At 50.4% G+C, this 24718-nt stretch carries 18 protein-coding genes; 10 read left to right on the top strand and 8 right to left on the bottom strand.

Annotated elements, in window-relative coordinates; translation table 11 throughout:
• Window positions 1-90 precede the first annotated feature (90 nt).
• The 4 genes from IC617_RS06670 to IC617_RS06655 are packed head-to-tail and all read left to right on the top strand — an operon-like array spanning window position 91 to window position 5442.
• Window positions 91-1140, top strand: coding sequence for an efflux RND transporter periplasmic adaptor subunit (locus IC617_RS06670; RefSeq protein WP_191144213.1), 1050 nt, complete (start codon window positions 91-93; stop codon window positions 1138-1140).
• Complete coding sequence (locus IC617_RS06665) at window positions 1137-4235, top strand: efflux RND transporter permease subunit (RefSeq protein WP_191144212.1); 3099 nt, start codon at window positions 1137-1139, stop codon at window positions 4233-4235. The genes IC617_RS06670 and IC617_RS06665 overlap by 4 nt, the downstream gene beginning before the upstream one ends.
• Complete coding sequence (locus IC617_RS06660; protein WP_191144211.1) at window positions 4213-5010, top strand: AAC(3) family N-acetyltransferase; 798 nt, start codon at window positions 4213-4215, stop codon at window positions 5008-5010. Before IC617_RS06665 ends, IC617_RS06660 begins: the two co-directional genes overlap by 23 nt.
• A gap of 18 nt (window positions 5011-5028) precedes the next feature.
• On the top strand, window positions 5029-5442 hold the full coding sequence (locus IC617_RS06655; protein ID WP_191144210.1) for a hypothetical protein: 414 nt from the start codon (window positions 5029-5031) through the stop codon (window positions 5440-5442).
• A gap of 25 nt (window positions 5443-5467) precedes the next feature.
• Here IC617_RS06655 and IC617_RS06650 read toward each other — a convergent pair whose 3' ends face one another.
• From IC617_RS06650 to IC617_RS06625, 6 genes are all read right to left on the bottom strand, one after another.
• Window positions 5468-7840 (bottom strand): agarase, encoded by a 2373-nt coding sequence (locus IC617_RS06650; protein WP_191144209.1) that lies wholly within the window; start codon window positions 7838-7840, stop codon window positions 5468-5470.
• A 345-nt stretch (window positions 7841-8185) separates the two neighbouring features.
• Complete coding sequence (locus IC617_RS06645) at window positions 8186-8905, bottom strand: SapC family protein (RefSeq protein WP_369410376.1); 720 nt, start codon at window positions 8903-8905, stop codon at window positions 8186-8188.
• A gap of 58 nt (window positions 8906-8963) precedes the next feature.
• A complete protein-coding gene (locus IC617_RS06640; RefSeq protein WP_191144207.1) occupies window positions 8964-10514 on the bottom strand; it encodes a tryptophan halogenase family protein in 1551 nt (516 codons plus the stop codon).
• A 105-nt stretch (window positions 10515-10619) separates the two neighbouring features.
• Window positions 10620-13403: a TonB-dependent receptor gene (locus IC617_RS06635; RefSeq protein WP_191144206.1), complete on the bottom strand. Its 2784-nt coding sequence runs from the start codon at window positions 13401-13403 to the stop codon at window positions 10620-10622.
• 359 nt (window positions 13404-13762) lie between these two features.
• Window positions 13763-14665 carry an ElyC/SanA/YdcF family protein gene (locus IC617_RS06630; protein ID WP_191144205.1) on the bottom strand — a complete coding sequence of 301 codons (903 nt, stop codon included), beginning with the start codon at window positions 14663-14665 and terminating at the stop codon, window positions 13763-13765.
• Between the two features lie 47 nt (window positions 14666-14712).
• Complete coding sequence (locus IC617_RS06625; RefSeq protein WP_191144204.1) at window positions 14713-15321, bottom strand: glutathione S-transferase family protein; 609 nt, start codon at window positions 15319-15321, stop codon at window positions 14713-14715.
• 162 nt (window positions 15322-15483) lie between these two features.
• Between IC617_RS06625 and IC617_RS06620 the strand changes: the two genes are divergently transcribed.
• The gene (locus IC617_RS06620) at window positions 15484-16332 is read left to right on the top strand and encodes a DNA ligase (protein WP_191144203.1); all 849 of its coding nucleotides are present in this window, start codon (window positions 15484-15486) and stop codon (window positions 16330-16332) included.
• Window positions 16333-16336: 4 nt separating this feature from the next.
• On the opposite strand, the gene IC617_RS06615 is transcribed toward IC617_RS06620, so the two are convergent.
• The gene (locus IC617_RS06615; protein ID WP_191144202.1) at window positions 16337-17494 is read right to left on the bottom strand and encodes a hypothetical protein; all 1158 of its coding nucleotides are present in this window, start codon (window positions 17492-17494) and stop codon (window positions 16337-16339) included.
• 114 nt (window positions 17495-17608) lie between these two features.
• On the opposite strand from IC617_RS06615, the gene IC617_RS06610 reads away from it, so the two are divergent.
• The gene (locus tag IC617_RS06610; protein ID WP_191144201.1) at window positions 17609-18343 is read left to right on the top strand and encodes a phosphatase; all 735 of its coding nucleotides are present in this window, start codon (window positions 17609-17611) and stop codon (window positions 18341-18343) included.
• A 26-nt stretch (window positions 18344-18369) separates the two neighbouring features.
• On the opposite strand, the gene IC617_RS06605 is transcribed toward IC617_RS06610, so the two are convergent.
• Window positions 18370-19221, bottom strand: coding sequence for an AraC family transcriptional regulator (locus tag IC617_RS06605; RefSeq protein ID WP_191144200.1), 852 nt, complete (start codon window positions 19219-19221; stop codon window positions 18370-18372).
• 168 nt (window positions 19222-19389) lie between these two features.
• Between IC617_RS06605 and IC617_RS06600 the strand changes: the two genes are divergently transcribed.
• The 4 genes from IC617_RS06600 (at window position 19390) to IC617_RS06585 (ending at window position 24711) form a co-directional block, all read left to right on the top strand.
• Window positions 19390-20745: an MATE family efflux transporter gene (locus IC617_RS06600; RefSeq protein ID WP_191144199.1), complete on the top strand. Its 1356-nt coding sequence runs from the start codon at window positions 19390-19392 to the stop codon at window positions 20743-20745.
• Between the two features lie 408 nt (window positions 20746-21153).
• On the top strand, window positions 21154-22941 hold the full coding sequence (locus IC617_RS06595) for an AMP-dependent synthetase/ligase (RefSeq protein WP_191144198.1): 1788 nt from the start codon (window positions 21154-21156) through the stop codon (window positions 22939-22941).
• 96 nt (window positions 22942-23037) lie between these two features.
• Window positions 23038-23688 carry a sulfotransferase family 2 domain-containing protein gene (locus tag IC617_RS06590; RefSeq protein WP_191144197.1) on the top strand — a complete coding sequence of 217 codons (651 nt, stop codon included), beginning with the start codon at window positions 23038-23040 and terminating at the stop codon, window positions 23686-23688.
• A gap of 12 nt (window positions 23689-23700) precedes the next feature.
• The gene (locus tag IC617_RS06585) at window positions 23701-24711 is read left to right on the top strand and encodes a glycosyltransferase family 8 protein (protein ID WP_191144196.1); all 1011 of its coding nucleotides are present in this window, start codon (window positions 23701-23703) and stop codon (window positions 24709-24711) included.
• Window positions 24712-24718 lie beyond the last annotated feature (7 nt).

The following is a 24718-nucleotide window of genomic DNA, read 5'->3' as shown; positions in this document are numbered from 1 at the left end:
TGGACGATTTGCAACCACAATTATTGCTAAAATTCGCGCCCGTACGAGGCTCGGGCAATGGCCCCGAAAATAACAGAAAGGCGGTAACCAATGCGGATGACAGCACTCTTGTGTGGCGTGACTTTAATAGCGACAGGCAGTTGGTTTGCGCTGTCCAGCGATCGTGCCGAGGCATCCAGTCAACAATCAACGCCGGCGGTTAGCGTGCGAGTGCAAACCCTTGATAAAGCCTCCATCGCCGAGAGCATTCCGCTGCAAGGCACTGTATTTTCCCATCACGCCGTTGACATCACTCCTGAGGTCGATGGCCGCATTACAGCCATTAAAATCGAATCAGGTCAGCGCGTCGAGCAAGGCCAACTGCTGATTCAACTGGATGATCGCCACCAGCAAGCCGATGTCAGCCGTGAGCAGGCAAAGCTGCAAGATGACTTGCGCCACCAGCAACAAATCCGCCAGCTGTTTACCCAGCAAGCGGTGTCAGAAACTGAAGTGGATCGCGCCGATGCTCAGGTTGCCATTCAACAAGCCGAACTCGCACTCGCGCAAGCCGCATTGGCAGATCGCGCGATTCGGGCGCCATTTGCTGGCACCGTTGGTTTGGTCGATCTCAGTCTTGGTCAGTTGGTTAATAGTGATTCGGTACTGACTACTCTGGACGACACCAGCGTATTGAAACTGAACGCGTCGGTGCCGGCGAAATATCAGCACCGTATTCGCATGGGCAGCCGCTTCATGCTTAGCACCAACAAGATTCACGGCCATCAGGTTGAGGCCAAACTCGCCTACATGGATACCCGAGTGCGTGAAACCACGCTGAACTTGCGTCTGCAATTAGTGATCGATAATGCCAACGGTTACATGCTGCCTGGCTCGTTTTTAACCGGTAATCTACCGCTCGCCGAAGAAGCCGTATTGAGCATGCCATTGCAAGCCGTTGCCTACGAAGGCCATCAGCGCTTTGCCTATCGACTCAGCGGCGATCATGTCGAAAAAGTAGAGATTGAACTCGGTGCTCGCAATGCCGATGAAGTTGAGGTCATTGATGGCTTAAAGCCTGGTGATGCGATCGTCACCGAGGGCTTGGTCAAACTCAATGACGGCACTCGCGTTCGGGTAATTAAGCAGACCAATTCATGAGGCTTTCCGATCTCGCGATGTACCGCCCGGTGCTGGCCATTGTGGTCAGTGCCTTGTTGGTGGTATTTGGCTTAGTGTCCTTGTCGTTATTGCCGGTCAGAGAAATGCCCGACATCGACAATCCGGTGATCTCCGTTGGCACCGCCTACCGCGGCGCCGCGTCCAATATTGTCGAAAGCCAAATTACCAATCCCATTGAAGATCAGCTGAGCGGCATTGATGGCATTGATTATATCTGGTCATCTTCTTGGGATGGCTGGTCTGGCGTCACCATCACCTTTAAGCAAGGCCATGACATGCTCGAAGCGCTCAGTGACGTGCGCGATGCGGTCAACCGAGCTCGCAACGAGCTGCCTGATGATGTCGATGAGCCGGTGATCCGCAAAGACGATGGCGACAACGCGCCAATCATGTGGCTGAACTTGGTTGGCTCGCAGCTCGATCGTGTCGATATGAGCGACTTTGCTGAGCGAGTATTAGTTGAGCGCTTGAGCCTGTTGCCTGGCGTCAGCGCGGTCAATACCTCTGGTGTGGTTGAGCGGGTCATGTACATTGAGATCGACCCAACCCAGCTGGCCGCTCGCGGCCTCACCACCCAAGACATCATTGAGGTGCTGGCACAAGAAAACATCCAATTACCAGCCGGCTACATTCGCAATGAAACCCTCAATCGCGTTGTCAGGGTTGATCGCCAGTATCAGTCACAGCAAGATTTTGAGAGCATTCAGCTGACCAGTGGCGTTGATGGTCCGGTTTATCTGCGCGATGTCGCCAATATTTATGTTGGCGCGAAAAAAGACACCACCACATTTCGTGCCAACGGCGTCGACAGCTATGGCATCGGCATTGTGCCCATGTCGCAGGCCAATCCATTGGAAGTGGCCGACGAAGTCCGTCGCCAGTTGCCTCACCTGCAGCAGTTTTTACCGGACGGTGCCGAGTTATACATCGACTACGACAGCACCAAATTCATTCGCGCCGCCATCAACGAGGTGTATTTCACCCTAGCCTACGTGGCTATCTTTGTATTGCTGGTGCTGTATGTGTTTTTAGGCCGAGTCGGCTCTACTTTGATCCCCGCCATCACGGTACCCATTTCGCTTATTGCGTCACTGACAGTCGCTTATCTCGCTGGTTTTTCGATCAACCTCGTGACCTTAATGGCAATGGTGTTAGCCATTGGCTTAGTGGTTGATGATGCCGTGGTGGTGACCGAGAACATCGCGCGCCATCGAGCCAACGGGGAGTCGCCGCTGGTGGCAGCCTTTAAAGGTGCTAGAGAACTGAATTTTGCCGTAATTGCCACCACTGTGGTGTTGGTTATGGTGTTTCTGCCACTGCTGTTTATGGACGGTCAGATGGGCCGTTTATTTACCGAATTTGCAGTGTTGCTGTCGGCCGCGATTGTGGTGTCATCATTGGTCGCTTTGACCTTAGCACCTGTGATGGGCGGCGCCTTGTTTAAAGATGACGGCAGCTGCCAAAGTGGCTTTCAAGTCGCTATCAACAGCGGTTTAGAAAAGCTCCGACTGGCTTACATTGGTTTGCTTGGCAAGTTACTCAAACACAGCTGGTTGGCGTTGTCTTTGGTGATGATTGCCTTAGTGGCGCTGGTATTAAGCTTTCAGGCGCAGAAAAAAGCGTTTGCACCGAAAGAAGATCGCGGCACGGTCAATGTCTATGTCGGCGGAGTTGAAGCAACCAGTTATGAGCGCATGCTCAAAAGTATGTCGGCCATTGAAAAACGATTGATCCCGCTGCGCGATGACGGCCCAATTCGCTCGCTCAATTACTCTTCGCCTGCATTTGGCTCATGGGCTGATCATCAGGGCTTTTTCATTATCCAGCTGGAAGATTGGGCCGATCGCGAAGAGAGTGCCTATGACGTGGTGGAAATGATCCGCGCCGCGACGATTGATGTCCCTGATGTCAAAGTCATTCCATACGTGCCCGGATTCGGCGGCAGTATGGGCGAGCCGGTGCAATTTGTCGTGCAAGGTGAAGATTATCAGCAACTTTGGCATTACGCCCGTGAGCTAGCCGACAAAGCCAGCGCCAGCGGCTTCATGGAAGGAGTGGATCTGGACTACAACCCAACCACACCAGAACTGATCCTGACGGTTGATTTACCAGCAGCACGCCAGCTTGGGGTTTCAGTTCAAGCCATTGCTTCAACCTTGGAAGTGCTGCTTGGCGGCCGCAATCAAACCCGCTTTGAAGAGCGCGGTGATGAATATGATGTTTACTTGAAGGCCGATGAAAGCCAGTTCATGTCCGAAACGGACCTAGCCAAAGTCTATGTGCCCAGTGAATCCGGCGAATTAATCTCGCTCAACACGGTGGTGATGGCCAAAGAGCAAGCATCAGCGCGGGGACTGTTCCACTATCAGCGCAAGAAATCCATCAACATCAAAGCCAACTTAACCGCTGATGCCACCCTCGGTGAAGCGCTGGACTTCTTTGCCGTCGAAGCGCAGCAACTCTTGCCATCAGGCTACACCTTTGACTATGCCGGTGAGTCAAAAGAGTACTTTGATAGTCAGCGCGATGTCACTCTGTTATTCGGTTTGGCGCTATTGGTGTGTTATCTGGTACTAGCGGCTCAGTTTGAGAGCTTTATCAGCCCGAGCATTGTTATGATCACGGTGCCATTGGGGTTGCTCGGCGGTTTAGTTGGCTTATTAATGGCTGGTGAAACCTTTAACATTTACAGCCAGTTAGGCCTGCTGATGTTGATTGGCATGGTGACGAAGAACGGCATTTTGATCGTTGAGTTTGCCAACCAGCTGCGCGATCAAGGTAAATCAATTGCCGATGCGACCCTGACCGCCGCGGGTTATCGACTACGCCCTATTCTGATGACGGCATGTACCACACTGCTTGGCGCACTGCCGATGTTGCTGGCCTCTGGCGCAGGGGCAGAAAACCGTTTTGCCATCGGCGTGGTCATCGTCGGCGGCATGTTGTTGTCGACCGTCATCACATTAGTGGTGATCCCAAGTTTGTATAATCTACTGGCTGGTTTTAGCCGCTCACCGCAAGCTCGCCAACAGGCGCTGGACGGTGCGCTCAATGACAAGCCTCATAGGGATTAACCACATGCACGGATACCAGTCGCTTTGCCAAGACCTCATCAACCTTGGCATCAAAGCCACCGATACGGTCATGGTTCATAGTTCGATGAAAGCTATTGGTGAGGTTGAAGGTGGCGCTGATACCGTATTGGATTCGCTGAGCGATACCATAGCCAAACAAGGCTTGCTGTTGTTGCCGACGCACACTTGGCAAGAGTGGAACTGCCAAGACAATATTTTTGATCCACTCAGCGAGCCCTCGTGTGTTGGTATTCTGACTGAGTTATTCCGGCAGCGGCCGAGAGTGGTTCGCTCTTACCACCCAACCCATTCAATTGGCGCTTTAGGTCAAGACGCTGAACGCTATATCTACGGAGAAGAACTAAGCCGTTCGCCCTGCCCTAAGCTTGGCTGCTGGGGACGATTGGCAGCGGTGAACGCTAAAATTTTATTCTTAGGTGCCAGCCCCAAGACCAATACCTTTTTGCACAGCGTTGAAGAGTGGCACCATATTCCTGATCGCTTGGCCGACTCAGCAACGTTGTACCAAATTCGCCAGCCAAACGGCCGATTAATCGACTGTCCAATTCATCGGCACCACAGCTCTCGGGGCGATGTCTCCAAACATTACGACAAAATGATGCCACTCTTTTTGCAGCAAGGCATGGCAAAACAAGGGCGAATTGGTGATGCCAATAGCTATCTGTGCGATGCCGCAGGTATGGCTGAAATTGTTGGTGAGCTGTTAACGCAAAACCCGAAGCTGTTTGATGATCATCAACCAATAGCAATTTGACGATTAGGGCTCAATGACATGGAAGAAATAAAAGCGCTATTTGATATTTACAACCTGCAATACGAACAAGTCGATAAGATATGGAACTACTTTGGCGTTGTTAGCATGGGTATTGCCGGCTTCGTTATTGGCAGTGAAAAAGCGACAAAATCTTTTAAAGAGCCGCTGTTTATCTTAATTGGCTATCTTGTTTTTACCGCTGGAAACTTCTCGGCATTGGCCGATGGTCAAGCGGTGTTACATGATCTATCGAAAAACTTAGTCGAACTATCCGCGAACCATGACATGGTCAACCTGAGCCAACTCAAAGCCTATTCAGTGGCAGAAGTGGCTGGCTTCTACTGGTCTACCGTGGTTGCTTTTTGCGCGATTATCGTTGTCCTCAGCTGGCTGCGTCTAAGACCTCAAGCAAACAACACTGCCGCCAAATAGCGGCAGTGATACAGAAGGTGAGAGGTTATTCCGCTAACCGCTCCTGATACATAGTCGAAGTCACTTCTTTCACCGCTTGCACCAATGCTGGGTAAGGAATGTCGGCAACAGTGACAAAGCCAATATTGGCATTTTCACCATCAAACGCGCGACCAGAAACCGGCTCATCAACGTACTGGAACCAGTGGGCCCCAACCATATACGGCTTCTCCAATACGCTCTTCATGTAATCTTTGTACATTCGAGCCCGATCGGCCTGATCAGAAGCGTGAACAATCCCCGGATTGAGCATGCCGCTGTCATCCGTGGTGCCAATATGGAACTCGCCAATCACCACCGGCAAATCAACTTGTTCGAGGAACTGCCAGTAATGATCTTGCATCCCCTCCTCATAAATGTTGAAGCTCAACACGTCCGAGTATTTCAGTGATGCTTTGATGATTTCATCGGGCATCCCCCAGTTGGCCATCCTTGCCCCCATGTACAAATGGTGCGGCATCAGCTCTGCTAGGGTGTTGTGAACCACATTGAAATACTGCTCTCCAAGCATTTCCAACAACATCGACAAGTCATTGACCATGGCATCGGAATAGCTATCCAATGCGACACCTTCATTGAGCGTCTGCCAACTATCGAAATTGCTCTGCCAGGCTTTGTTCAAGGCATCAATAGAGCCGTATTGTTGCTGCAGGCGTTGAGCAAATGCCGCTTTGGCAGGGCTTTGCTCAGCAGATTTACTTAAACCGTCAAGGATCACGCCATAGCGCTGCGGTACCGAGCCTTCACGCTCCCCCCAACTTTTCTCATTGTCGATAAAGATACCGGCGCACCAAGGCGAGTTTTTGACATCGCGAGCAATCACCTCAATAGTGGCGACCGCTCGCTCCTTAAACACAGGATCAAATGGATCAGGCATCAAGCCCCAGTGGTTCTCATAACCGGAGAGCGTCTTGAAGTCACCGATAATCCAGCCATTGGCAAAGTACGGCACCTGCTCGGCATGATAGAAAGCCGGATCAACCCAGTTACCAAATGAGGTAAAGCCCCAGTCTTTCATCCGATCCATAGTGACCTGATGCCACATTGGCAGATAATCATCACCATAACGCCGCTCTAAGTTCGCTCGGTAAAAGCTGAAGGTTTCACCATGGGGCATCGCGCCTTTATGGGTGGAACGGCGATAAGAGTAATGATCGGCCAGTGGATCAGTGTAATCAGGCAGCCATTCAAATAAGTTGTGACGAATGGTCGAGGCGACATAACGACTTGCACGAGCCTGCTCAGGGATCTGAACAATGCCCATGGAATCCTCGGGCGTCACCTCATCAGCATGACGAATGCGAATACTGTCATCTTTAAAGTCGATACCGGTCAGGGTCGATAGGTTCGCCATACGGACGTTGGCGGGGCCGTGAGAGAAGAATGGGTAGCCTTCTGGATCGACCATCCACCACTTGCCATTGACCTTCTCGGTGCGGAAATAACCAGTGGCTTCAAGCTTGGGACCATTGGTGTAACCACCGAATTTTGAGCGATGCGGCATGCCTTCTGATTTGGCTAGATCGGCGAGTTCTTGATCGGCTAACTGTTTGAGCTGCTGCTCACTCTCAACCGTTAATTCTGTCGGCGTTTTGGCATTTTGACCAAAACGATCGATCAGTCCAATCATCCAGTCTTTTCGCGTCGGAGGATTAGCCCGCAAGCGAATATCACCAATCACCACCTGACGATCTTGGAGGTTGCCAATGGTAAAAAACTTCAAAGCGGCCAGCGTCGATAAGTCGACATTGTCCGAGCGCCACGAGCGCCACACCATTTGCTTATCTTCGCTATGCCATGCCGGCACATCGCCCCAAAAACCTGCTTCTGTCTCGGCTTCCACGCCAGTCAGCGGGATATAAACCGTGCCATCAAAGCCAGCCGCTAAGGCAATGGATTTGCTGATGGCTTTGCCTTCGGGGTTGATCAGGTTGAGATAAAGGTGAGTTGAAATCGTGCTGTTATTGACTACATCAAAGGCAAGGTTGTAATTGCCGTACTGATTTAACGACCATGCTTTGGGCGGCTCAATCAACAACTCGGGGATGTTGTGGTCACTGGCAAAATCGAGCTGCAGCATAGTGGCGTTGTGTTGTTTGACCGCTTTGGCCGTCACACCTTCGGCCGACAACCAATTCATGTGTTTATCAAAATCAACCAGTTGTAGTAGTTTTTGTTCATTGGCGAAGGCGTCAGTGTGAGTAGACGACGCGGCTTTTACTGGCTGCTCTGCCACACGAGCAGGTGCCTGTTGGGTTGAGGTTTCATTACAGGCAACCAGCGAGGTTGCTGCAAAACACAGGGCGCAACTGAGCGCTAACGGGCGCAGCGACACGCCCAATAGGGTTGGATAATCCATGGGTAGGATCCTTATTTATTACCGGCACTGGCGATTGCTCAAATCGGCAGTGCACCAAAATCGAATCAAATTACTCCCAGCCGAACACGAACAACACTCGTTAAGGTAGCGCTGTCTTATTGCGGCGGAACAATCAATTTGTCTGGTCTTAAGACCTTTACATCGTCCTTGAGGGGTCTACCGCCGCATCCTTGCGACAGTTAATTTGATTGCCAGACTCGATAGCAATAAATGATGTGATCAAGCGTTTAGGCTCCAATCATAAATCCAATAACAAGTTAGCTTAACAATACATATTGTCAACAATCTACAAAATAATTTACATCATGATAACTGGATCAACTATCACCGTTGACTTTGCAATATCACTAGCTTTTGAATGTTGCCAATCGATGCCAGCAATAGATGACAGGCTTGGAAATAGCCCTGCTGATGAAAGTCCATCACCTGTTGCTCAGAGAGCTGAGCCAAGGCTTCTTCATTGATGGTGTAAAGCCCGCCAAAACTCTGCTTACTGCCATCGGCTAGATTGACAGTGAACTGAATCGCTTCAATCAATTGATGTTGAACAAGCGCTTCGACAAATCGCTCGGTGCGGATCACTGCCGGAATGAGGCCCGCCAGTAAGCTACTGATTTGGCGGGTGTACTCGGATGGCTCCCCGTGTTCAGAAAATAAACTCTCGCCGCCGGTTTGAGTCACCCTTGGGTGGTTCATATCGATCGTCACCACCGTGTTTTCTGGCGTTGCCGCAGTGCCAGTAGGACCGTTGACCGCCACCATAAATGGCTGCCGACGAATATGCAGCGGAATGTAATTGGCCTGCCAACGTTCTGCTTGCAAAAACAAATTGTTGCCCGGTTCAAATCCCAGTAGCGCATGCATGCCAAACTGGCCGGTATTGGGGTCTTTTAACAGGCACACTGGATACTCCAACACCAGCTGGCGCAGCTCATCGGCGACAACTGGCACCAAATGAATGTTTTCGCCGTAGTCGGCACCACGGTCGGTGATGACGCGGATGTTTTGATGGCTAGCTGGATCGAGCGGGGTAAAATTGCTCACTACATTATTCCTTACTTTGTTCATACTGGCGGTGCTTAATACCTGCAATCTAGTACGGTTACACCGGTTGTAAGCCATGCTGATAAATCTTATTCAGAAGCTCTCGATTGCTCGGCATCGACGCCAGTAGCTGTTTAACTTGCATTGAGTTTTTAGCGAACCATTTGTTCGCATTGGCATGGCTAGCTGCTGTCAGTGGATGTGGCGATTGAGTTTGGAAGCCCATGCCATACATCACATATTGATAACTGGCGGCAGGAAACACTTCTTGCAGGCGGTCAAAATCACTGTGCCATGGCGGCTGGTGTTGCCAAAGGGTGAGCATTTCCTGCAAGTGATCGGGGATGCTGGCGCTTGCTCGGTTGTCAATCCAGAATTGGCTGTCGGTGCGCTGCGATAACAGGTAATGCAGCTTGAGAAAATCGATGATCCGTTGCCAACGGTAATCAAAACTTTCGTTGTAGCGCTTGGCCACAACATCCATGCTGCTGCGAGTCGCCGGTAACTGCTCGGCAATGGTGCTAGCGGCGATTTCAATCAGCATCAGCGCTGATGCTTCGAGCGGCTCCAAAAATCCAGCAGCCATGCCAACCGCAACGCAATTATTGACCCAGAATTTAGCTCGATGACCAGGGTTAATCTCAATGGTTCTTACCGATAACGACTCAGCATCTGAATAGCTCGGTTTGATGTAATCAATCAACTCTTGATGGGCTTGCTGCTCGCTAATATGAGCAGAGGAAAAAACATGGCCAACGCCGCGACGCGATGGCAGGCCAATATCCCATATCCAACCTGCACTTTGCGCTGTTGAGATGGTGTGGGAGGCAATCGGACTTTGCTCATTTGGGTATGGCACATGGGTCGCCAACGCGCGGTCGGCAAACAATACATCGCGGCAGGACACAAACGGCACTTGATAATGCTGACCTAACAACAACGATTTAAAGCCGGTGCAATCAATAAATAAGTCGCCAGCAAGCTTGCCATGATTGGCGGTCTGCAAGGCGGCGATGTCACCATTAGTGGCGGCGTCAATGCCGGTGACATGATCAAGAATATGGCGAACACCCAATTGCTCAACACAGTGCTCACGGACAAAATCAGCAAATGCGCCGGCATCAAGGTGATAGGCATAGTTGGCCAGCGCATCGTATTCAGCAGTCGTAATTAATTTGGGCGCAAGGCCCTGCTCACACAAGGCTTGCTGATAACAAACGGAATCAGAAAATGACTTGTGTTGATGCTGTTCGAGCCAGTTCAAGACTAAGTTACTGTTGTCAAAGTCTTGCGGCAAAACCAGCGGATGGTAGTAATAATCATCGGTGGTACCGGTGGTCCAGCGGGCAAATTTTGCCCCCTGCTTAAACGACACCTGACACCGGCGAATAAAATCGGTCTCGCGGATCCCCATGTTTTTGAGGGTGCGGCGCATGGTCGGCCAAGTGCCCTCGCCCACACCTATGGTGGCAACGTCCGGGGATTCGATCAGGGTGACTTGAATGGCACTGCCATGTTGTTTGGTAATTTGCGCCGCTAAAGTGCCCGCTGTGATCCAACCGGCACTGCCGCCGCCAACAATGACAATCGATGTTACTGCCTGATTCATTCAGCTACTCCTTCAAACAATAACTCAGAGCCCACCTGTCTATTCCCTGGCAGACTCTGGTGTTAATTCACTAATGCCCAGCCATAAGCGGCCGGGCGTTTAGTGTTACCACTTGGCGCGAACACCAAACGTGTAACGCGGGCCATACTGCTCGGCAGTCAACAATTGCTCTTCGAATCGAGCGTGACGACGCACGGTCTCATTGAGCAAGTTGATACCGTCGGCAAATACCGAGAAGGTGTCGTTGATGTCGTAGCTAATGCTGGCATCCAACTGACCATAAGACTCGGTGTAGGTTGGCTCATTGCCTAGCGCTTGTAAGAAGTCATCGCGCCAGTTGTAAGCGAACCGCACTTCCAGGCTATCGTTTTCATAGAAACCCACTAAGTTGGCAGAGTCACTCAAGCCGGTAAGCGCGACTGTGGTGTCAAAGTCAAAGCGATTGAAGCTCTCATCGCTATCAACAATGGTGTAGTTCGCCACGGTACCAAAGCCGGTGTCGCCAAACATGTACTGCACGTTGAATTCCCAGCCATCAATCTCATTGTTTTGCAGGTTTGATGGCGTCGAGACTTCCCAAATGATCACTGGATCATCAGGCTGGCTCAGACAGTTCGGATTTGGCGTGGCCGATGAGTCAGGACAACCTGGACGCGGATTGACACTCGGATTAGTCAGCGCGTTCCCATTGACATCAGCGATGGTGCGGTTTTCAACACCGGCGCCAATAAAGTTCTCAACAAATTTTTTGAAGTAACCGACCGACGCATAACTACCATCATCGCCGTACCACTCCAACGAGAAGTCGAAGTTATCCGAGGTGATTGGCAACAAGCTTGGGTTACCTTGCGAGGCCAAATACGGACCATCAGGACGTGCATCTGTGGTGGTACCGGGGAACATCGCGCTAATATCGGCGCGAGAAATGGTCCGGCTGTACGAGAAGCGGGTAACGATGTCATCGGTGACATCCAACTGGAAGTCAACGTTCGGCAAGATCCGCGTGTAATCACCCGATAGCTTTTGCGGCGTGGCACTATCGGCATAGACCTCTCGCAATTCCTCTGGGTGGTTGAAGTTCATCGCGACGATGCCGGGCTGAACGGAATAGGCATCAACGTCAGTATCTTCGTAACGGACACCGGCATTAATCCGCACCGGTAACTGGTTGAATTCAGTTTCAATATCTACCGACAAGTAAGCTGCAATGGTGTCTTCTTCCATGCCATTGGTGGTGATATTCGGCGCCTGATAAACGCCTTCCGCTTCAACAATGTCGATAAAGTCATGAACATTGTATTTTGGGATGTAAGGGAATAGATCTTTGTAGCCCGAGAACTCATCCATGGTGTCGCCGGCATCGACAAACTTCAGATCTAAGTCATCAAGCGGCACATTGACGAAGGCAAACACTTCACTCAGATAAGTATCCACCTCGTATTTAGTTTTCTGAATACCAAAGGTAATTTTGTTGAGATCACCTGAGCCATCGTTAAACCAAGTACCGGCTAGGTGAGCCTGCTTGATGGTGTTTTCCACTTCATAGCCACGCTGCTGATACAAATCAGAAACGATATTGGCCTTGTCGTATGCGCCACCTGGCAGCGATGAATCATCGACAATGATGGCTGGAATATCACCGACGAAATCAGCGCCGATGAGATCCACTGAGCCCGGCGGGTTTTTCAGGTTGGCTAGGGTTTCAGCGGTATCGCCATCTGGGTTTGAGTGAGACTCTGAGTCATGGTAATCAAATTCAAAGCTCAACTTGTCACTGTAATCCCACTGCAAGTTCAAGCCCAGCGAATCGTTTTCTTTTTCCTCGTAGTATTCCCAAGCCCAAAAGTTCAATTCATCATTTGGGTTGCGGGGCATCAGCAGCGTGCCGTTCTCATCGGTGGCGCCGGTTGGATCATCAAACCAGAATGCCGAGCGGTTGGTGTAGCTCTTTTCTTCAAAACGAGAGATGGTGTAATCGGCTGTCGCTGTCAACGAATCAATCGGTGAATACTGCAACACCAATTGAGCATTGGTACGCTCGCGCTCGGTGTCATAATGCTCAGATGTTGCGGTCCACGCAGTCCAAAAGGCCTGCTCGGGATTTTTGCTGGTATCAATGGCACTGGTGTCGATTTTGTCGCGGTTACCACGGTTGCGAACCCAACCATCGGTGCCGGCGCGGTCACGGTGGCTGTCGCGCTCTGAGTAGGATGCAGAAACCAGTACGCCGAGTTTGCCATCAAGGAAGGTATTGGCAATCATGCCAGACACTTCTGGAGTTAAGTCATCGCCCTCTTCAACACTGGTATCATGAATGGCTTTGGCGCTAACGAATGCCTTAAAGCCGTCGTAGTCAAACGGCTTGGCAGTTTGAATATCAATGGTGGCACCAATACCACCGGAGCTGACATAGGCCTTGCCGGTTTTGTGTACTTCAACCCCTGAAACCGTCTCTGATGCGATTTCACGGAAATTAAAGCTCCGCGAAATGCCTGCCGACTGCAGTACCGACGAGTTCGGCATTTGCCGTCCATTCAAGGTCACTAGGTTAAAATTCGGACCAAAACCACGAACAGTGACCTGATTACCTTCGTTGTTGTCACGATCAATTGAGACGCCTGAAATACGCTGTAAAGATTCAGCAAGGTTGGTGTCGGGGAATTTGCCGATGTCTTCGGCGGTAATTGCGTCAACCACACCATACGATGAACGTTTGACGTCAGCCGACTTGGTTAATGAACCTCTAATGCCAGATACTTGGATTACTTCAACCTCTCCATTCTGGTCTTGCTCTGCTTGTCCTTCAGCCGCGTGAGCGGTGGCGACTGAGCCGGTGGCCATCAGTATCGCCATGTAAACAGAATTTAGTTTAAATCTGTTGTTTATCATTATCGCTGCCCTTAGTGCATTAGATTTATAAGTTAGATAAACAAGCCCAGGTCAGACGATTCCCCCCAGATTCGATCCCTGAACTTGCTCGCAGAACATATGCGACATTGACATTTCTGCAACAAAGAAACCGGTTTTTTGTTAACAATCTACGGTTTTTTGTTTGTTATATGTTCAAATTCATGGCTCAGTTCGAAGTTTTAGATTTGTTTTGATCCAGGTCAAAATATCGATCGATGGCCTTTGATCGTGGTTAACAATCAAATTTATACCATCAACAAAACAGCAGAAGGATTAGTTTCTCTAATCGGTAGGAAAGCGGCAGCCAAGCCGAAATCAGCGTGACTCAGGCTGGCAGGCTATATTGCTTCAGGTGCGTCAGTGGTTGGTTCTTGAGACGGCTCGCCGCTATCGTTTGGGGTAGGCTCTTCAGGTGCCTTTGGCGATAAGTCTAAAGGTGGCGGCGGCTGTGGTTTATCCTCGCTAGCAAATAAATTTTGCAAGGTAACCAAGGTGTTACCCAGAGTGGCATACCAAGCTCGCTCGGAGTTATAGAGATTGGTGGCTTTCGGGATCCATTCTCGCCAGCTACTTTCTTGGCCCGATGGCGCTCGCACTAAGTGCTCAGAAGGCGCCGCAATGACGGCAATATCATGACGAGCAAACAAGCGCACCGCTCGCTTCATGTGAGTGGCCGATGTCACCAACACAGGCGGATTGGGGCCGAGTAGCTTTTTAACCGCAATGGCTTCGGTTTCGGTATCGCGGGCGACAGGGCTAATGATGATTGCGTCTCTGGGCACACCAAGAGCAATCAACAAATTGGCACCCAGCTCGGCATTACTAAGCTGACCAAAGCGAGTTTTTCCCCCTGACAAAATCAGTTTGGCATTGGGGTGGAAACGCCAGATCCGCATCGCTTCAATCAAGCGCATTGACGAGCAGGGGTGCAACTGGGAGCTGACCGGCAACTGAGGATCCTCAATGCCATAGCAACCCAGCACAATAATTTGATCGACGGGCCGGTCAAGCTGAGCGCTATAAGCCGGATAAAGCCCTTCATACTTGAGCAGCCAAGATGACGCGACTGGATAAACACTCAGACTACCGAGCATTAGCCAGGCCACACTGAGTGGCCAGCAAACCCAGCGGGAGGCAGCGGAAAACCAAGCGGCCAGCAACGCCAATGTCATCAGCAAAAATGCAAATGGCATCGGCGAGACTAAGGTCGCAACCAGCTTTTTAATGACAAAAAAGTCCATGCCTCACCCAGCAAACAACAATTGCAATGAAACGCTCTACCTGAATCCTACAACTCATTGTCTTTCATTGGAATATATCCGGCTATTTCAGTGATCCGCTGCAACCAATCGGTGATCGCCGGATAACCAGATAAATCAAAACCGCCTTCATCAGCGACATGGGTGTAACCATACAGGCTGATATCAGCAATCGTTGCTCCCGAGCCAACCAGATAATTGGTTTGGGATAGCTGCTGCTCCATCACGGCCAGTGCTTTGTGGCCACCGAGTTGCTTGCTGTCGTATTCCGCTTTGCGCTCGGCCGGTAATCCCAAATACACCGCAATGTAACGAGCAACAGCAATAAATGGTTCGTGACTGTACTGCTCAAAAAATTGCCACTGCAGTACTTTGGCGCGCAGCCAAGGTTGTTGCGGCAACCACTCGGTGCCTTCGGCCAAATAATTAAGGATGGCGTTTGATTCCGATAGGGTTTCGCCGCTGGCCAGCTGCAACAGCGGGATCTTGCCATTGGGATTAAGCTGCTTGAATGCTGGCCGCTGGCATTCGCCGGCCAGAATATCGACATGACGCCATTCGTGTTCAATATTGAGAAATGAAAGTAATAGTTTGATTTTGTAACAATTACCCGATGCTGTGTCGCCATAAACGATCATGGGCTGCTCCTTGTTATCTTGCTATGTCACTACCACAGCGAACCGGCGGTGATGGTGACGATCAGAATCTCTAAAAGTGACAGAAATCATCCAACAATTGCAATACTGGTCATTTTTTAGGCTAGGATGAATTTGTGAGTCACAATCAAGGAGGATTAACTCATGCTAAAAAGCCACACCCTGACACTGATCGGCTGCGCCTTACTGCCGGCCCCTGCCCTGCTAGCAGGGCAACATCCGCAACCACCGTTGATGCTTGCCAGCGAATATCAAGAGCAGATTCAACTTGGTAATTATCTGGTTAGCGAAAAGTTCGATGGCATTCGAGTTTTTTGGGACGGCCAACACTTACTGACCCGCTCGGGCAACCTAATTAACGCCCCGAGTTGGTTTACCCAAGGTTTTCCACAGATCCCGCTCGATGGCGAGCTATGGCTCGGTTATGGTCAATTCAGCCAATTATCATCGGTGATCAATAGCGCCAAACCACCACTCGATATTTGGCACCGAGTCCAGTTTATGGTGTTTGACTTGCCAACCATCCGAGCGCCGTTTGATATGCGATACCAACAATTGGGTAATCTTCTCGCTGAGCTCAAGCAAACTCAGCTAAGGCGTGTTGAGCAACACACGCTGAGTTCCGATCAGGAGGTCCGCCAAGCGCTGACTTCGGTACTGCAACGAGGTGGAGAAGGGCTGATGTTTCGCCATCGCAACGGCTTATATGAGCCCAAGCGAAGTATGCAGTTATTAAAACTAAAGCCTTGGCAGGATGCCGAAGCACAAGTGATTGGTCATCGCCCCGGTCAGGGCAAATATGCGGGCCAATTGGGCGCGCTAGTGGTGCGGGCAGCCAATGGTCAAGTGTTTAAAATTGGCACCGGCTTTAGCGATGAGGAACGGCAACAACCGCCCTCGGTAGGCACCACGATTACCTATCGTTACAGCGGCTTCACCAATAGCGGCAAACCTCGTTTCGCCAGCTATCTGCGCCCTCGGCCCGTCGAATGACGGGCTACATCAGATTGTTCAAGGCGGCAATTTTGCCGCCATATCGGGCATTTTGCTCTCGCGTCGTACTCAATTCCTGGGCCTTTTCCAACGCCACTAAGGCATCTTCATATTCGCCCAATGCCAATAACACTCGCGCCTTGCCAAAATAGAAGTTGTGAATGTAGTCGGCTCGGCGTATCGCTTTATTGTAGTGGCGCAAGGCATCGTTGTAAGAGCCTTCTAGGTAGTAGCTTTCCGCTTCACGCGCTAACACAAACGGACTTTCAAGCTTGATTTGGTCAAGTCGAAGTGACATCAGCAATGCTTCATAATCTCGATTTTCGGTGCGGTAGAAAAATGCCAAATTGTTGAGCAGTACCGGATCCATGGCATCGAGTTGCATACCAATGTTGTAGGCCTGCTCCGCCAACTCTACTTCTCCCATACGCCTCAGCACGATACCAATCAGCGAATAACTTTTTGATTTTTGCGGCGCATTTTGCAGGGCGTGGTAAGAGAAACTGTAAGCCAAATCCAGATCGTCAGCGGCCAGCGCTTCTGCCGCTCGGTTGTGGTAGAAGGAGCCGACAATATCGTCTTTACTCAGCTCGTAGCGTTTCGCATAGCGGTACAGGTCATTCTCAGTGAAATCGACAATAAAGCCACTCGAGCCCCAGATTTTGTTGAGATTTTGGCGGCTGCGGATATACACATTGATGTGGTCGCCGAGGGTTTCAAAGCTATCATGCATTTCCCAGAAAAATGGTACATCCGGCTCAAGAAAGTAGGCCTTGAGTTGAAGGTGCTCAGCAAAGGCATGAGTGAGTATCGATAGCGACAAACAATTACCGGCCTGCTCGTGAAAGGTTTGCGACGCGGTAAATGTGGTCTTGTTGTCATACACCACATCAAAACCATCAGGCTGAGTCATCCAGCGGCGAAACGACGACATCAGCCGTTGTTCATCTTGACGATGCCGATTGAACTTGTCATCAAGCACGGCTTTGGCTTCGTCCGGCAAGGCAAATATCTGCTTGCGCGTCGGAATATCCTGACCGAGTTGGTGAGTTGGTGGCGGCAAATTCAACTGGCTGAGTTGAACTTCAGGCGGAGGCGTGTCGGTCGAGCTGCAAGCAGCTAAACTAACCAGTGCAATGAGCGCAATGAACAGTCTATTCATGGTTTAATACCTTTGCCATAGACAAGCTCTAGTATAGAAAATCGCCAAAAAAACGGTTTTCGCCACATCACAGTTTTATCAGAAAGCAGCCCAAACAGCCACGCTGAGGTAGTCATGAAAATATTGGTCGATACCCACGCTCACACCATCGCCAGCACTCACGCTTACAGTACCGTTCATGATTATTTGCAGGTGGCCAAAGAGCGCGGCTTACAAGCCTTTACGATTACCGATCATGGTGTAGCAATGCCCGATAGCCCGCATATCTATCACTTTGTCAATATGAAGATTTTCCCTCGCGAAATGGAGGGCATCATTGTTTTTCGCGGTATGGAAGCCAATATTCTTGATGCCAGTGGCAAGCTTGATGTGCCTGACGCCATCAACGATAAACTCGATTTAGTCATTGCCAGTTTCCACGAGCCCGTGATCAAGCCAACTCACAAAGATGATCACACTCAGGCGCTTGTTGGTGCCATCCAATCAGGCAAATGTCAGGTCATTGGCCACCCCGGCAACCCAAACTTTCCATTCGATTATCAAGCAGTCGTGCAAGCCGCCAAGCAGCACCATGTTGCGATTGAGATTAACAACAGCTCATTTCTCGAATCCCGTCATGGTAGCGAACCCAATTGCTTGAGCATTCTACAAGCGGTGAAAGATGTCGGCGGTTTGGTGAGTATTGGTAGTGACAGCCATATTAGCTACCAACTCGGTGAATTTAGCAAAAGTCTCGAGGCCATCGACAAAATCGGCTTTGCGCCAGAGCAAATCATCAACCGCGACTTGGCCAGCTTCAAAGCGTTTCTAGCAAAACACAACAAAGCCGTGGTCGCAGAGCTGCCTTAAAACGAGTTGGCTTAAAGTGAACTAGCTCAAGCGTGGCGCCGCTCGTTGCGCCAATGCTGCGGTGACAATCCAACATGCTTCTTAAAGCAGTGAGAAAAGCTAAGGCCATCTTCATACCCCAATGACTGGGCAATTTGCTTGACGGATAACTGCGAGTGCAGCAACAAATCTTGGCCCCGTTGGATCCGCATCCCGGTGATATATTGCATCGGACTGGCGTCAAGATGCTGCCTCACCAGCCGATAAAATTGCGGCTCCGATAAAAATATCCGCTGCGCTAGCTCAGCTACGGTCCAAGGATAATGAAGCTGGCGACCCACTTCATCAAACAAACGTTGCAGCCGGATCTGCTGACGTGGCAATTCACTGTCGCGCTCAAGAATCCGATCCAAGTAGTTCAGTAGGACTTTGGCGAGCAAATCCAACTGTTGTCGATCGGCAGGCCGTTTTAACTCGGCAGCAAGCAGCGACAAGGTTTGATTAAACTGCTCGCCTTGGCCGGAAATCGCTTCCACTCGACCTTGTTGCTGATGCAGAAATTGCCAACGTTCATCATCAGCCAGTAAAAACCAGCAGCACTGCCATTGATCATGATGCTCCAGAACAAACAAATGAGGCGCTCTGGCGGGCAACACCATGACGCTGTCACTGTCAATTTGGTAACGACCCGCGCGAGTGTGCAATACGCCACCACCTTCGAGGGTAAATAAAATGGTGTGATAGTCCGGCGCCGCGCGGCCAATGCGATAGCTGGTTTTGAGCAGCGATTGCCCAGCTAAGGTCACGCCGGCTGCTTTCAGCTCAGGCACATCCAGCGTGGCGACAAAGCGCTCTTCGCAGTCTGGATGTAAATGGAAAATATCCCGCCATTCCATCATTCACCTCGATGATAGTTTTAAACATACTAATGATAACTCTGAACCTACTCAAGTTCACCCTGCGCCCTATACTTCGGCCCTATTATCTGGCTGGTTATTTTGTCACCACGAATAACTGTCGCCTTATTTATTCGCTATTTCACATACGCTGTTTGATGTGGAGGACAAATGATGCAGTTACCAAACGCCCTCAAAACCAGCTTTGCCTTGGCCTGGCCAATCTCGATTCAACAAGTACTGATGACAGTATTAGGGATGGTCGATGTCATGATGGTTGGCCATTTAGGCAACGCAGCCGTGGCAGCGGTGGGTTTAGGTAACCGCATTCAATTTGTCATCATCGTTATTTTTGCTGGCCTCGGCACCGCTTTGAGCATTTTGGTGGCGCAATACTGGGGCGCCAAAAACATTCGTGGCATTCGCAATTCGGTGCTGTTGGCAAGCATTTGTGGCTCTGCACTGTTGGTACCTGTGGTGATCTGGCTATGGTTGCAAGCAGAGACGGTGGTGGCTTGGGGCTCGCCCGATCAGCAAGTGATCGCACTTGGCGCCAACTACCTGAGGCTCACCTTGGTCGCCTTAGTCTGCAGCTTGTTCCTGATTATTCTTGAAGCAGCCATGCGTAGCGTTGGTGAAGTCAAAACACCGTTGGCCATTAGTACCGCTGCCATTGCCATTAATATTGTGCTGAATGCCGTCTTTATCTTTGGCTGGGGACCAATCCCAGCGATGGGGGTTGCCGGCGCCGCCATTGCCACCTCGGTTGCCCGTGCGCTGCATGTCGTCATGCTGCTGGGCTTTATGCTGTGGCAACGCCATGTCACCTTGCCACGGCTCGACAATCTGGCGGTGATTAGCTCGCTGAGCGCCTGGCGCCGTTATTTGCTGTTAAGCCTGCCGATGATGGTTAACTTTGGTATTTGGTCCAGTGGCACCTTCGTTTATGTCATGTTGTACGGCCGAGTCAGTACCGAAGCATTGGCAATTGCCAGCATGCTGACCCCGATTGAAGGCGCGCTACTGTCGCTGTTCTTTGGTATGTCATCTGCAAGCGCCATTTTGGTGGGGCAAAAGCTAGGCGCCCGCGATCACCAGCAAGCTTGGACGTTGGCCCGCGGCTTTGCTCTATACAACCCCGCAGTGGCGATGTTGGTCGGCATTGTATTGGCTTTAAATTACCAGTACGTATTGGCTCCTTATGCCGCTTTAGGCGAGGAAACCTTACGTTTAGCGAGTCAAATCCTGTTAATGATGGCTTTGCTGAGCTGGCTCAAAGTCACCAATATGACGCTCTCCATGGGGATCTTGCGCACTGGCGGACAAAACAAATACTGCTTGCTGTCTGATACGTTTGGTATGTGGTGTGTGGGGATCCCGATGACTTGGCTGGCAGTTGAAATGCAATGGCCCTTCATCTGGGTTTATTTCATGGTGTATTGCGAAGAAATCGTTAAAGCGGCGTTGTTTTTCCGCAAGCTCTTCAGTCGCACATGGATGCAAACTATCGCCGCGCCCGAACATTAGAGTCTGTTGATCTTTGCTGTGTGTTTTTGCAGCAATTTATTGGTGATTTAGGCAAGGAAGCGGTTATGAAGTTGACTGGCCGTCAATGAATAATCGCTGACGCTGAATAAATTGCCAATAAACGCTGCCCGAAGGGTTCGTCAAAATGCTCATTTCGCTACGTCACTCGCTATTTGTATAGATTGCTATACGTCATAGCTCGTTTCTTGCTCAAAAGAGCATTTTGAACGAACAAAATTCATACACCAAAGATCAACAGGCTCTAATCGAGCATTGATGGTGCCTACGCTTTACAGCGAGCCGTTCAATCTAGATTCAGGGAACACTTGTAAGCTCAATTGAAAGTAAGTACGCTTGCGGCAGCATCTAGCTGCATCATCTATAGCTTTCATATCAATAGACAGTGACATGAATCGATATCACTTAGTGGAACTCTTGCGCGAAAGGATTTCGCAAAGTGGTGACAACGAAGCCCTTCGCTTCGAAACCGAAAACGGCTGGCAATCAATCAGCTGGCAACAATTCGGCGAACAAGTACAAGTGTTCGCTCAAGCTTTAATCAGCAGTGGTCATCAAAGCGGTGACAAAGTCGCCATTTTCTCCCGCAACATGCCGGAGTGGACCATTGCCGATTACGCCATTTTATCGGCTCGCGGCGTCGTGGTGCCGATCTATCCGACCAATACGTTGGCGCAAACCCGCTACATTATTCAAGACGCCAGCATTGATATCCTCTGCGTTGGCGAACAAGCTCAATATGATCTGGCGCTGGAATTGCTGCACTCGGGTGATATTAAACAAATCATCGTCTTTGATGATAACGTCGATCTCAAAGGCTGCAGCGCCGCGGTGTATTCGAGCTATTTCGTCGCCGCAGATAGCAAAGCCCACGCCGAACTGATTGAACGCTCCGAGCAATTCAGCATGAGCGATCTGGTCACCCTAATTTATACCTCGGGCACCACCGGCGAGCCCAAGGGCGTCATGTTGGATTTCGCTAATTTTGCCGCCGCGATGAAGGTTCACGACGAGCGCTTAACGCTTGATCAGAGCGATGTGTCCTTGTGCATGTTGCCACTATCCCATGTCTATGAGCGTGGCTGGACCTATTTTGCCCTGTTCAAAGGCGCCACCAATGTCTATTTGCGCGATCCAAGCCGCGTGATGGATGTCATTGAGCAGGTAAAACCGTCGGTGATGTGTGCGGTTCCGCGGCTTTATGAAAAGGCCTACGCCACCATTCATGCCAAAGTCGGTCAAGCACCGAAGCTGCGCCAGCGAATTTTCGCTTGGGCCAGCAAAGTCGCATTGGCGCGTCTGAGCCGTCAACAACATGGTTTGGCAGCAAACTGGTGGCTTGAAAAACAGTACAAGCTGGCTGACAAACTGGTGTTCGCCAAGCTAAGAGCTCGCTTTGGCGGCAATTGTCGGTTCTTCCCTGTTGGTGGAGCTGGGCTCGATCGTGACGTCCACCAGTTCTTCCTGGCGGCTGGTATGCACCTGAAATTGGGTTACGGCATGACCGAAACGACCGCCACCGTGAGCTGCTTTAGCGATCAGGATTACACCTTGGGCACCGTTGGCACACCAATGCCTGGGATCCAGCTCAAGCAAGGTCCGGATAATGAAATTTGGGTCAAAGGTGACACCGTGATGCGCGGCTATTACAACAAGCCGGAGGCAACCGCCGAAGTACTGACAGATGATGGTTGGTTAAAAACCGGCGATGCGGGCTATATCAATGACCGTGGCGACTTGGTCTTTACCGAGCGACTGAAAGAATTGATGAAGACATCCAATGGCAAATATGTGGCGCCACAAGTGGTTGAGGGCACCCTTGGCAAAGATCGTCTGATTGAGCAAATAGCCATTGTTGCCGATGCTCGCAATTTTGTTTCAGCGCTGATTGTGCCTTGTTTTGAAACCTTAGAAGAGCACGCCAAGGCATTGAATCTGGCTTATAAAGAACGATTGGAATTGGTCAAACATCCGCAGATCCTAGCCATGTTCAACGAGCGCTTAGAAGCACTGCAGCAAAGTCTAGCGCGCTACGAGCAAGTCAAGCGCTTCACCTTATTGAGCAAACCATTTTCAATGGAGCTGGGTGAGATCACGCCAACCTTAAAATTGCGCCGTAAAGTGATTTATTCGCGCTATCAAAGCGAAATCGAAGCCATGTATAGCGCCGTTAGCTAAGCCGCTTTGAGCTGCCGCTGAAGGCATCAACGCTCTGTTGTCACTCATCATTTTGAGCTATCATCAGGGCGTTTTTTATGCCACCGGATCAAGCCTTTGTTACTCTCCCATAAACACCAATTCTTATTTATTCACATTGCTAAAACTGGTGGCACCAGTGTTCGCTCGGCACTTGCAAAGTATCGTTGGGGCCACCGTTACTCAATTCCGCAATGGCTCGCTAGCCGCCTCAGTGGCTTTACTGGTCATCATATTGGCGCCAAGTTTCCACGCCATTGCAAAGCGGTAGCCGCAAAAGAAATGCTGCCCGGCGAGTACTTTGACGGCCTCTATAAATTTTGTGTGGTGCGTAACCCATTTGATCTGCAGGTCAGCTCGTTTTATCACATTCAAAAAGAACACCCGCAGATCTTCACTCGTTACCAGATCAGCAGCTTCTCTGAATTTCTCGCCGTTCGCCTCGATCCGCAGCGACCTTTTGAAGAACTACTTCACGCACCGCTACAGTCTGATTATGTGGTGGATCTCCATGGCAAGGTGATCGTCGATAAGATCTGCCGCTTTGAACAGCTGCAGCAGGACTTTGATGAGGCCTGCGATGCCATTGGCATTCCTCGGGTGGCATTACCCCATAAGCGCAAAGCCAGTAGCCGAGAAAGCTACCAACAGTACTACTCAGAGCACGATATTAAGCGGGTTGAACAGCATTATCAGCGTGATTTAGACATACTCGGTTACCAGTTTTAACGAGATGCGACCATGACCCAGCCTCATATTGCAGTTGCCTGCTGCGCCGATGAAAACTATGTCATCGGCCTGTCAATGGCGATGGTCTCGTGTTTCGCTCAGGCCAGCGGCGACTATCACTACAAGCTTTATGTTATTGACTGCGGATTGGCGGCTTCATCCATCACTTCACTCAACGACAAATTGCAACAAACAGCCCATCGTAATGGTGCGAGCTTTGAACTTGCAGTGCTGAAACCACCAGCAGCGGCGATCGCCAACTTACCCGAGCATTTGGGCTCTTGGATCACCTATGCTCGATTTTTGTTAGCAGACATGGTGGATGAATCGACCATCATCTATCTTGATTCCGACATCCTCTGCTTACGGGGAGTGGAAGACTTTGTTCGTTATCAAACCGGTCACGAGGCCATTGTTGGCGTGCGCGACCCCATTGCAATCGTCGCTAATGATTGCCCCTGCCCCGAGCACTTATCGAAACCTGATGATCCATACCTCAATGCCGGCCTGCTATTGCTCAACCTCGACTGGATGCGCACCAACCTGCCGCTGAGTAAAGTGCTGCAATGGGTCGAGACCATAGGTATTGAGCAATTAACCCATGCCGATCAAACCATTATTAATATGGTCTGTCAGGGCCACAAAACCGTGATTGACAAGCGCAATAATTGGGTGCTGGAAACAGTCAATGCCAGTCAGTTGATGGCCGCCCTACCGAGCGTCAACATTCACTACATTAATCGGCCAAAGCCGTGGCAACCGCACCGCAGCGAACCGCGGAAATTACTAGCCAATAAGCTATTTATCGAAGCCGCGGCGCACTATCAAATTGCCGATTTGGCCGCTATTGAAGTCAATGACAAAGCGTGGCGAAAGGCTCAATTAAAGGCGGCGTTTTACCGCCTGATTAACCCAAAGCGTGGCAAGGTCTACCAAGACATTGTCGCTACGGTTGAGCATGCGCAAACAACCTCGCCATTACTTTCTGAACAGCACTTGTTCAGCAACAAACCAAAATCATAGGACAAAC

It is taken from the genome of Neiella litorisoli (assembly GCF_014773395.1).
GTDB classification, from domain to species: domain Bacteria; phylum Pseudomonadota; class Gammaproteobacteria; order Enterobacterales; family Neiellaceae; genus Neiella; species Neiella litorisoli.
Note: the sequence above shows the minus strand (reverse complement) of the source record. Positions and strands in the feature narration are given on the sequence as shown.